4 protein-coding genes are annotated in these 12,876 nt (G+C 34.6%); all 4 read right to left on the reverse strand.

Going from position 1 to position 12,876, the window contains the following annotated elements; all coding sequences use genetic code 11:
- Nucleotide 1 precedes the first annotated feature (1 nt).
- Nucleotides 2-7,330 carry a DUF11 domain-containing protein gene (locus KPL37_RS15490; protein WP_216150830.1) on the reverse strand — a complete coding sequence of 2,443 codons (7,329 nt, stop codon included), beginning with the start codon at nt 7,328-7,330 and terminating at the stop codon, nt 2-4.
- Between the two features lie 87 nt (nt 7,331-7,417).
- Entirely contained in the window at nt 7,418-8,323 is a 906-nt protein-coding gene (locus KPL37_RS15495; protein WP_216150832.1) for a DUF11 domain-containing protein, read from the reverse strand.
- Nucleotides 8,324-8,338: 15 nt separating this feature from the next.
- Nucleotides 8,339-8,827 carry a hypothetical protein gene (locus KPL37_RS15500; RefSeq protein WP_216150834.1) on the reverse strand — a complete coding sequence of 163 codons (489 nt, stop codon included), beginning with the start codon at nt 8,825-8,827 and terminating at the stop codon, nt 8,339-8,341.
- A 142-nt stretch (nt 8,828-8,969) separates the two neighbouring features.
- The gene (locus KPL37_RS15505; RefSeq protein ID WP_216150836.1) at nt 8,970-12,776 is read right to left on the reverse strand and encodes a DUF11 domain-containing protein; all 3,807 of its coding nucleotides are present in this window, start codon (nt 12,774-12,776) and stop codon (nt 8,970-8,972) included.
- Between the last annotated feature and the right edge of the window lie 100 nt (nt 12,777-12,876).

The raw sequence follows: 12,876 nt of genomic DNA on the forward strand, positions 1-12,876 counted from the left end.
ATTAGTATCTTTTATTGCATTGTTTATTACAATCGTGATTATTACGTTTTTTATTACATTTAGTAACTATAGTAGCACATGAATAACCTGTAATTTGTATTATTGGTTGTAATACATCCAATAATACCTGATTTGAGTCTGGTGCTTGAAAGCGGGTCGGCTCTTCAGGATTAAGTGTAAAACTGCCTGATGCTAAATTTGCAATGGTACCTGTTGCCTTACCTACAATTGTTACCGAGAATACAGCTGTAACTATATCACCTGGATTTAATGGACTAAAAGACCAAATGACCACGCCATTAGTATTGCCACCGCTATGAATTAATGTTCCTATTGGAACAGATACAGCTGAGACAAATGATAAATCATTTGATAAAATATCTGTGATTATTACATTGTAAACAGGATTGGCTCCAGTATTCGTAACAGTCAAACTGTACTCTACGGTCTGATTTGGGAATCCACTTATAGGCATATCAATAAAACTATCTCCCTTAGTTACATTTCTCTGAAGTTTAGTTATTTTAATTGAACTATCAGTAACATTTACCTGCGCCGTAGCACTCTCAGGCTCAGCAGGTGTATTGGGGTCTATAAACCAACTTACATTACTTACATTAATTTGTGTTTCAATAAGTGTTATAGGATCAACAATTGCAGAAACTATCAGAGCTTCAAATGTATATATAAAAATTACTGCTCCAGCTGTAGCATCTACAAATGGTATTAATGGGAAAGTTATTAACTGCCCGCTAACAGAATCAGGGATTACAGGTACACCATTCAATGTGGCATTATCGTTATACTGCTGACCTACATTCAGTGTATCAAAAAGCTGAACATTATATGCTAAAGTACCGCTAGGAATTGTTAACGAAACAGTATAAGTTACCACATTTCCTATAACAGTATTGTTTATATTAGAACTTTTCGTAATTTGTATATTAGGGTAATTCTGTCGTACCTCATTTGTATCAATAGGACCAAACTGGATTGGAGTCGTTATATTACTTCCATAAACATAATTAGCAATGTCTGTATTGAACCCCCCCGCTCCAACTCCTGGAAGTACTTGTATATCAAATTGTAATTGATATACAGTATTCGGTGGTATAACAGCAATCACCCAGGTAACAGTCCTGGTAATTGCATTGTAAGTTACACTTCCTGCTGAAATCTGTTCTATTCCCACAAATTGTTCAAAAGGTCCAATCACATCTGTTATAACTACATTGTAAGCAGGTGATGCTCCTGAACTTGTTGCCTCCAGTTGGTACCTTACTATATCACCAGTATTTACAGAAATTGGTGTTGTGATGAATCCAGATCTCTGAGTAACATTACTCTGGGCTTTTGTTACAGACAATGATGGATTGTTTACTGTAATATCCAAGGTTGATGTTAAGGGCGTTCCCGGAGTACCTTGAGGATCTGTTTCATAGTTAACATTTGCATTATCGGTTTGAAGTTGGGTATATGGTGGTGACGTATTGCCTATTACTACCCTTGCCTCAAAAGTAAACTCAAGTGTTACCTCTCCAGCGGTTGCATCAATAATTGGTAAATCTGGGAAAGTAATAGTTTGCCCAACTTGCGAAGCCGTTACGGGACTTCCTCCTATAAATGCATTACCCACATAATTCTGCTCAGGAGGCAAAGTATCTCCTACTACAACATTATAGGCTATTGTTCCATTTGGTACTATTACTGATAACGTGTAGGTTATAATATCTCCTAATTCCACATTATTACTAGAAACTGCCTTAGTAAATTGAAGCGTTGGTAAATCTGCTAAAACTATATTTGAAGTTTTAGATCCATACTCAATTTCTGGTGGTGGATTTGCTGCATTAAACACTGCTGTAAAGAAATTTGGAATTGTGCTTGCAGTACCTCCACCAGGCAAAACCAAAGCCGTAACAATAGCATTATAAGTTATTATAGGTGGCGGTGCTAATATGGAACTAATTGCCCAAGTAACTGTGTTTCCATCTACAATTGCAGACCCTGCATCATTACTAACCGAAATAACTTGTAATAATGAACTAAAAGTATCATTAGACACTACATCAAATACAGTGTTTGGTCCGGGATTTGTAACTGATAACTTATAGTATATTAAACTACCTACTGAGGTTTGGATTGGCGTTTGGACGTATGGGCCTGCTATATTATTACTCTGAGTTTTTACTATGGTAATGTCACTATTAGTAACATAAACTGTGGCATTGCTACTTTGAGGCTCTCCAGCTGGTCCTATAGGGCTTAAATCCCAATCCACTGTTGCAGTATCAACTTGAGCCTGCTGAGGTCCTGGTCCTGTTATACTATTAACAGTTGCGGAAAAGGTATAGAGCACTGTTACAGCAGTTGCCGTCGCATTTATTATTGGAATAATTGGTGTTACCAAAGGGCTTGTTGCTACTGGTACCGTAAGAACACCATCTACTCTTAAACTTGATGAATTATAAGTCTGCTCTGGAGGGAATGTGTCTGTAATTTTAACATTATATGCTATATTACCAAGAGGAATAGTCACAGCCACAGTGTAATTCACGATATCTCCTACAAACACTCCATTTTTATCTACACTTTTTATAATTTCAGGAACATTAAAGTTAAATGCTACTTCATTTGATAATGCAGGTCCAAGCGTAGTAGGGTTAGTACTAAAGGTATCATATAAAGTTGAAGTTTGATCAACCACAGCTGTGCCTGGTGCCGGTCCTACGTTTACAGTAACTCTAAACACAAGACTCTCAGACGTTCCTGCAATAATCGTACCAGGGTTAATTGTCCAATTAACGCTTGGTGGAGGAGGGGTTACCGCTCCTGCAGATACACTTGTCAAACTAAGATAACTTAAAGAAGGGTCTAAAGTATCTGTAGTAACTACATTATAGGCATCTCCTGCCCCATCATTTGTAAGTGTTATTCTGTATTCTACTACATCTAAAGCAGCTATACCTATAAGTGGAGCTGTTGAAAAACTACCTGCTGGCACTAACCTCTGCTCTTTTAATGCAATAATATGAGGAGACCGTATTTCTATATCCTTAGAATCAGACACCGATGCAAGCGGTCCAAGCGGCGTAATACTCCATTGTACATCTGCTATATTGGTTTGAGTTTGAGTATAAGGTGGTACTGTAGTACCGCTAATTACAGTGGTATCAAAGGTATAAATTAAAGTTAATGGTCCCACTCTTACTGGCAGATTGTCTGTATAAATCAATTGATTTGGTGATGCTAAAAGTGCGCCTGTTGGTGCTGGTGTTCCACTAAAACTTAATGGCACATAATTTTGCCCAGCTGGTATAACGTCTGTAAACGTTAAGTTATTTACAGCTACTCCACTAGGAAGTGTTACTGTTAAAGTATAGTTTATTGTGCTTCCTATAGCAGCTACACTAGTATTGGCCGTTTTTGCAAATGCAATCAAAGGAATATCTATAACAACATTATTTGAATTCTCGTTATAAGTTATTGGATTTATATCATTAGAATCATAGGTAGAAGTTGCATTATTAGGTATGCTGTCTCCTGCACCTATACCGTTATTTATACCTACTTGAAATTCATAAACTGCATTTAAGCCATTATTTAATTGAGGTATATTCCAAGCTAAGGTTCCACCAGGCCCTGGTAATGGTGGTGTAACTATGCCTACAGTAGGTCCAAATATTCCCCCTGCAAAAGTTATTTTACTGCTGAGTATATCACTTAAATTAATATTAAAGGCAGGAGAAGCTCCATTTGAGGCTATTGTAAATCTGTAATAAATAATATCTCCTGGAAAGCCTGCAATATCTGAGGTTGTATAACTTCCACTAGTACTTACATTCCTTTGCTCTTTTAATATAGTAATATTAGGGGTCCTTGCCGTAACATTAACAGTAAATGTCCTATTTACTCGATTACCAACGGGTGTTCGTCCCCAATTAATATTAGCTGTATTTGTTTGAGTCTCCTGAAAAGGTGTACTGTGAGTGGCACTAGTTATTCTGGCTATAAATGTGTAGGTAAGCGTCCTTGTACCTAAGCTTGCATCTATATTAGGGTTAGTTGGAAAAGTAATAATCTGCCCTACTACGGTAGGTACAACTACTACTATTGGGCCAATTCCATCTTGCCTTGTTGCCGGTCCGATATATGTCTGACCAACTGGCAAAGTATCCGTTAATATTGGGGTATAGGCTATAGTTCCATTCGGCACAGTAAAAGTTATTGTATAGGTAATATTATCTCCAATTTCTCCTTGAGTAGGAAAAGCGACCTTTAAAATGGTTACAGCTTGAGCTACAATCTGGACAGTATTTGTATTTATTGGTCCATAACTTATACCAAAACCGTTATTATTTGTGTTATATATAAAAGAAGCATTATCTGTAATTCTCCCATCAGCACCTACTCCACTAAGTGTGGTTACAGTAAAAGTAATAGTATCGCTGGCGCCTGCAGCAATAACAGGTATATTCCAGGTTATGGTATTGACTAGTGCAGAGGCTGAACCATTGGTTGTAATAATAGAACCCGCATTAAATGATAAAAGTGGATTTAATACATCTGTTATTACTGAGTTAAATGCTGATTCAGCTCCAGTGTTCGTTATCGTAATTCTGTACTGTATAACATTTCCTACATTATAGCTTACATTTGTTGTTGTAAAAGCCCCTCCAGTTGTCACATTTCTTTGCTCTTTCCTACCAGTAAGGTTAGGTGTTCTTACTTCAAGGATCGCTGAGGTACTAAATGAAACAGCTGGAGTTCCAATATTGTCAATGTCCCATGCTACTGTTGCATTATCAGTTTGATTTTCAATAAAATCTGGAACATGAGTCCCATTTACAACCCTAACATCAAAAGAATAAAGTATAGTCACAGCTGTTGCTGTTGCATCTACAAAAGGAATAGTTGGAAATGTTACTAGTCCTCCTAATACTGTTGGTACTATTAGTAGTCCATCTTTAGTAGCACTGCCTGCTATAAAACTTTGGGTGGCTACAGGAAAGTTGTCTGTTACTTTCACCTTAAAAGCAGTAGTTCCAAGCGGAACTGTAGCCTCGAGTATATAAGTAACTATATCCCCTATTTTCGCTAAAATAGGCGCTACAAGCTTTGTCATGGTAATTCCTAGAGCCTTTAAAGTTGTTGATGCTGTAAACGGTGCTCCTGGAAACTGATAAGATCTATCTGGCTGTGAATATGGTCTTTGAAGCACTGCATTATTAATATAGCTTTGTCCGCTAACAACCGTTGGTGATACTAAAACAGTATAGTTTAAAGTTAAACTCTGTCCAGGGGCAAGTTTATTAATTGTCATGGATACATTTTGTCCAGCAAATACTGGAATGGAATGAGTACCTGTACCTGTAACACTAGAGGTTCCTGTGTAAATAAGTCCTGTAGGTATTACATCTGTTAAATCCATCTCAAAGGCATCTGTTACATCCCCTGCTAAATTTTGAGGATTTGAAATCGTAACAGAATAGGTATAATTTTCACCCGCCTTTATAGCGTTCACATCCGGTCCAGTAACTGTTTTGACAAAGTTTATATTAGGCTGACCAAATTTTACTTCCACTTGGTCTCGGCTGCTATATGAAAGGCCTTGCGTATTTATACCTGCAAGTTTTGCAAGGTTGTTATTTACTCCTACAAAATCAATATTGGCTACTGGAATGATAAAATTAGCTGTCCACAAGGTGTTGCCAGGTACTGTTCCTAAAAACCACCTTAGACCATTTGGTGCTACAGTAACAGGAATAAATGAAGTTCCAAGAGTTCCACCATAAGTTACGGGAAGCGCAGCGGTCAAAGGTCCCATATTCGGTGGTGCATATTCATCTACTTGAATATCTCGTTGCTCTGCAGTTATTCCTACAGCACTATAAGTGATTTTAAACTCAACCCCATCTCCGGGAGCAACAACATCACTTGTTTTAGGGGTTCCATCCTTATAGAAGTAGTTAATTATTTCTTTTGTAATACTTGAAACTACTATTTCTAACCTTACACTAGAACTATCAGGCGTAGGTGTTATAGTTGTCTGATTTATTCCATTAATAATAACACTGTTGCTTATGCCATCTGCAGCAACCACAGGATCATGTAAATAGTAATTGGTGCTTGTTGTAGTATCAAAAGTAATACTACCTGTTGTACCTGTAGTAAGCAGTCCTAAGTTCCACGTTAATGTTGTTGTTCCATCAATATTTATTGGTGGATTAGGATTAACTGGTATTAAAGATGCAGAGCCTACATCATACTCCTGAGCATTACTTATTGTATCTGTTATAATAACATTTCCTACGTTATCATATTGGTTTACTCTATATGTCAAGGTATAATTATTGGTCACATTAACATCTGTAATTGGTGACGGTACTGCGCTTTTATCTATTGTTATATCCATAGCGCTTGTCACAGTTATTCCCTGAACTGGTCCAGATAATCCAGTTAATGTAGCAACATTTTGCATTGGTGCCATATGACGAATTTTCGCACCGCTGTTTTCAGCACAACCTATTGTATAGTTATCCCATATTGCAGCAGTAAATACAATTGTATTTACACTAAATGTTGACAATACAACAGTTCCCCAGTCAATAGTTACGAAATCCTGACATCCTGGGCCTACCGATGGAATAGTTACTGTAGGGAAGGATAGTAAAGCACTATCTGGTCCAGTTACCAAAAGAGCGTTAAGATATCTCACTCCATTTGCAAGGTCATCAATTAAAGTAACTGTTGATGGCTCACGGCTATTATTCTCCACGGTTAAAGTATATTGATATGGCCAAAGAGGTGCTGTAGCCGGACTTAAGAGTCCAGCCCCTTTTGGCATTTTCCCCGGAGCAGCTTTTGTAAGAGTGTATCTAAGTGGTATAAATGTAGATGAATCAGTTTTACTTATTTCAACATTACCAGGATCATCATTCCCTCTTGGGAGAGTATCTACTGTTCCTATAAGGTCAACACTTGTAAGCGGTACATCAAAAGGAACTGGTAGTCCAGTATCCCTAAAGAATTCATCTGCTTTTAGAATAACACCAAGTTGGTATCCAATTTCATTGGGTGCCAAATCTTTTATATTTATCCAAGTAAGAATAAGAGTGCCTCCCGGTCCGTCTACAATTGAAGTTGGAGGTATAGCGCCACCTGCATAAGAAACCCCATCAGGTAGAGTAAGTGTTGCTTTTAGGTTATAACCTCTCTCAGTGAGGCTTGTATTTGAAAAAGATAAATTTACATTGCGAGTAAATCCCACCGTCACACTTATTGGTGAGGGCGATATGCTTACGTTAAAATCAGCAGGAGTTATTGCCATAAAAAACACTTCCTTAGTTTTATTATAAGAATTACAGTATATTGTATTCTTATGCAATAAAATTAGTACCTATATAAAATTTTCTATCTATATTAAGAATATAAGGAGTGTAGTATCTACCTCAAAACGCTTATCCTTTAGAGGCGTATTTAATTTGCTTTCTTTGATTATATTAAATTCAGGCTTTGCAGAGTAGCAAATGAGCTTCGGAACAACTATTGATGTTGAAAAGCCTTTAATAAATTTTTCACTACAAATTCTAGAAAATTCTCTATCAAGATAGGTTATACTATATTTTACAGAGCCTATAATTAATATTTTGGAACCTGTTAAATAGGCGCCTTCTTCTGAAATTCCCATAGGCGTGTCTACAAACTTTGTTTTAATTATATTTACTTTAGTAGAAATCTTTATTAAATTATTAAGACAAATGTAAGGATTCTGAATTCCAAATTTATTTGAAATATTAATCTGTTTGAACAATATATTTTTAACAGTGGTATAGGTCATATTTGTTTTTATGGTGACCCTTATTGGAGGTTTTTCTAAATTATAAACATAATCATAAGTTATAAAAGCACGATTTTTTAATACTAACTTTAATGTTAATGGTAAAACTACAACTTTGAATGAAACAAAACATTTAGAAAATGGTTTTAATGTTCCTATATAAAATCCTTTATTTGGGTCTGCTTTCTTATTTTTAATCCAGTTCACTTTTACAGAACCACATATAAATTTTACTCCACAAGGAACAATATCTTGAAAGAAAATATTAGAAACATAATACATACTTTTATTTTTTAAACAAACAGTGTACGTAAGAATATCAAATATGCAGGCATTAGGTTTATCTACTTTCTTTACTGCAATAACTAACTTTTCTATAATTATTGTTTTAACAGTATTACTGAAGATAGTATTACTTATTACCGGTCCTTGAGGTATTGGCCTATAATTAAAATCCACTCTGCATTGATTTGTTACTTCCATATCTTTTAGCCTTACCTAACAATCATCCAAATACTGTATGAAAAGGGAAGCATTAAAAAATAACTTGTGTTTACAAAGGAGAGTGGAGGTAACATCTTCAATCATATATTTAAATCTAAATATACCATCTTCTTTAGTACTAGCTGGTACTATTATGAAAGCTGAAAATGGAACAATTTCATCAATATGAAATAAATGGTCACATATATATGGTATAGAAAAATACAAAGTAAATATTACATTACCCAAAATCAGAAGTTTTTTACTAGATAAATGTTGACCCTCAAGGGATGTTCCTTTTATTGTATCTATTAACTTGCAGCTATTTATGTCAAGACAAGCATTGGAATTACTGATAATGATTGGTTTGCAATTATTAGAAGGAGTATAGATACTTCGTTTTACATTAAAGTCTGTAAAAAATTTTACCTTCTCATTTTCTTTTTCTTCTTTATAATCCAATTGTTTTATAACTTCAAAATAAATATTATCTTTGCTTATCATCTTAATCTAACATCCTCTTTTAAGTAATTTAAAAATGATATTTTATATTATTTTATTCAATAAGAATATATTTGTTCGCAAATGCAATTTAATAAAATGGCTAACACCAAAGTATATTGATGTTAGCCATTATGATTTTATATTAAATTATTACTTGTACTCTATAAACCACCGTTACTATTTCACCTGGTTTAATTGTATTTAGAGGAAATCCTGCTGCTGGATTGAAGGTTGGCTGAGGTGTTCCATTTACAGTTACTGAGCCAATTACAAACACAACATTTGCAGGTGTAGGGTCTAAGAAAATTACATTAGTAGCATCTACATTACCAATATTTGTGATTACAATAGTATAAGTGAGGTTTTCACCAATAGTTGCGAACGCCTTATCAACTGCTTTGGTTACACTTAACTTACCAAGAGCAATATTCGTAGTGGTAACGTTTGAGAATGTGGTTTTACTAAAAGGAGGTTCTTTAGGATCTACAAGATACTTAAAAGTTAAAGTGGCTTGATTAGTAACTTTACTGCTTACCGGAACTGAAGTCACAGTTGCAGTAAATATAACATTTACCACCCTACCTACACCAATATCTCCAAGGCTAAAGCCCACCGTTGGGTTAAAATTAATTTGAGGTACGCCATTTACCAATACTGAGCCAGGATTAAATGTTGCACCTACAGAAGGTGTATCATAAAACATAACATTACTAGCAATAGCATTACCTGTATTAATCGTATTAATTGTAAACGTTAGTACATCTCCTAATGTAGCAATAGATTTATCTACAAGTTTAGTAGCTGTAAGCTGACCTAATACAACATTAGTTGTTACTGTATTTGAGAAATTAGTTTTTGTTATAATAGAACCATTCGGATCAATATTGTAGCTAAACTGTACTTGTGAAGTATTTGAAACTAGTGGTGGCAATGGTAGCGAATCTATTCTTACATCAAATTCTACTATAACTACCTGAGCTGGTCCTAAATTATTTAGAGGAATACCTACTGTAGGATCAAGTAGAGGATTCACTACACCATTAATCCTTACAGTACCTCCAACAAATGATATTTCCTGCTGTAGGTTATCAGTAAATATTACATTAGATGCAGTAACGTTTCCAGTATTAGTTATTGTATTCGTATAAGTCAAAGTGTCTAATACATTCGCATATAATTTATTTACAGATTTAACTATAGATATATTACCTACATTTACTGAAGTGGAAGTAGTATTTGAAGTAGCACTTATTTGATAATTAGGCCCTGCTGGGTCAATTTTATAAACGCCATTAGCTGTAGCATAGTTTGTAACCACAGGCGGTACTGGTAATGATATTACTGTGGCTGTAAATTTAATTGTTGAGGTATTTCCTGAAATTAAGTCTGGAAGATTAAATCCAACTATTGGATCAAAAGTTGGTCTAGGAATGTCATCAACAATTACTGTACCAGTGTTAAATGTTGCTCCATTTGATAATATATCAATAAAAAATAGTTGATTTACAGCTGTATTACCAGTACTTGTAACAACGACTATATAGTTTAAGGTATTTCCTATTGTTGCATAGGTTAAGTCAACTGTTTTTGCTAATTTTAAACTAGCAAATCTTATATAGGTTAAAACTGTATTTGATCGTGTTGATTTAGTATAATCTTGACCATTTGGATCAATCTTGTAGTTGAAGGTTGTAATAGCATAATTTAGTACCGTAATCTGCGTAGGCACCGTTGTTACCGTTACCTTAAATGATACTATTAGACTTCCCAAAGTAGGGATTGTTCCTAGATTGAAACCTACATTAGGGTCATAGTCCACATAACTTTGACCATTTATAGTTACTGAACCTGTGTTAAATGTTACATCTGATTGTAGATTATCTAAAAATACTGCATTAAGCGCATCAACATTTCCGGTATTAGCTACAACCACAGTATAGGTTAATATATCATTTAATGTGGCATAGGTTTTATCTACTGATTTAGTAAGTGTCAATTGTCCCAAATTTATCTGGGTAGTTGCAACATTACTATTAGTTTGATTAATAATGTCAGGTCCTGCTGGATTAATTCTGTAAGTGAAAGTTATATTTGCTATATTTGAAATTAATGATGGAACTGGAACAGATGTTACAATAGCTTTAAATCCAACTATAGCAGAGTCACCAGCACTTATTGTACCTAAAGTAAAAGAATTAAATGGATCTAAGCCTGGCTGAATAACACCGTTTATTGTAACAGAATCTGTTACAAAGGTTGCTCCCGTAGGAATAACATCTCTGAAGTTTACTGATGTCGCAGTAACATTTCCTGAATTTACTACATTAACAGTATAATCTAAAGTATCACCAGGCGTTGCATAGGCTAAACTTACTGCTTTAGTAACTGTGAGCTTACCTAAATTTATTTGGGTTGCAACAGTGTTACTTTGGTCTGATACATTTATTAATGGGTCGCTAGGATCAATATAGTAACTATAATTTGCATTTGCAGTGTTATAAATAATTGAATTTAACGGAACAGATTTTACTGTTACAGTAAATGAAACAGTAGTTATTATAGCTTCTGCTATATCTGCAAGGCTAAATCCCGTGTTAGGATTTAACGTTGGACTACTTACACCATTTATAACCACAGATCCGCTATTAAATAATGCATTTGCCTGTATAATATCTTGGAAGAAAATATTTGAAGTTGGCACACTACCTACATTCTGAAGTGTTATAGTATAAGCCAATATATTTTCAAGGGTCGCATAAGCTTTATCAACAGATTTAGTTATAACAAGCTTTCCTAAATTAATGAAGGTAGTTACACTGTTAGAGTTTGTAGTGATAGTTACTGTCGGATCTGTTGGTGTAAGCTTATAACTAAAAGTTACTGCAGCAGTGTTAATGATAGTTCCACTTGTTGGCAATGAATCTACCTTAATAGCAAAACTAACTAGGTTTATTGCATTTGGAATCAGATCAGGTAATGGGAACCCTACATTTGGATCGTAAGTGTTTTGTATCACACCATTTACTAATACTGATCCAGAAATAAATGAAGTACTACCTGGAACTAAATCTTTAAAACTCATATTTGTTGCATTAACAGAACCTGTATTTTTTATACTAACTGTATACACTATGGTGTCGTTAACAGTTGAATATATTTTATTTGCAGATTTTGTAACAGTAATTTCACCAGTAGCAATAAATGTTAAAACAGTATTGGTAGTTATGCTTACTGGAATTAATGGTTGTTGTGGATCGATTCTATATTGATAGTCTATAGTTGCAAAATTGGGTACAACGTTATTTGTTGGCCTTGTTAGAACCATTGCGTTAAAAGAAACTGTAGTAGTTCCAAGTGCCGCTAATTCAGGTAATGAAAATCCTAGGTTTGGATTAGAAAGTGGGCTCGGAGTTCCGTTAATAATTACTGAACCTGCATTAAATAAGATATTACTGTTTAGTAAATCTGTAAAAAATACACTTAAGGCAGGTGTATTGCCTTCATTTCTAAGGATAAAAGAGTAATTTAATATATCTCCGATTTTGGCTATAGTTTTATCTACTGCCTTAGTAGCAGAAACAATAGTATCATTAATGTTAACTGTGGTTTGATTAGAAGTTATTGTTTTTGTTGTTGGTGAACCTAATGGATCAACATAGTATGAGAATGTTACAGAACCTGTATTTAAAAGGGTTCCACTAGTTGGTATTGAGTTTACCGTAACTGTAAATTCTATTGTTGTAAATTGACCAATTCCTATATCACTTAATAAAAAACCAGAATTCGGGTTAAATAGCGGCTGATTAATTCCATTTACAAACACAGAACCTGTATTAAATGATGATTCAGTTTGAATAGCATCTATGAAAGACATATTTTGTAACACTGTATTCCCTGTATTGGTTATTACAAAATTGTACTTTACAACATCTGTTATTCTGTCAATCATTTTTGAAAATGTCCCAAATTAAGTGAAACATTAGCACCAACGAATTGTTGGTGCTTTACTTTGTTTGAATTATAATTTTGGGTAAGTTTAATACACCTAC

This window comes from Clostridium frigoris (assembly GCF_018861865.1).
GTDB classification, from domain to species: Bacteria; Bacillota; Clostridia; order Clostridiales; family Clostridiaceae; genus Clostridium_AD; species Clostridium_AD frigoris.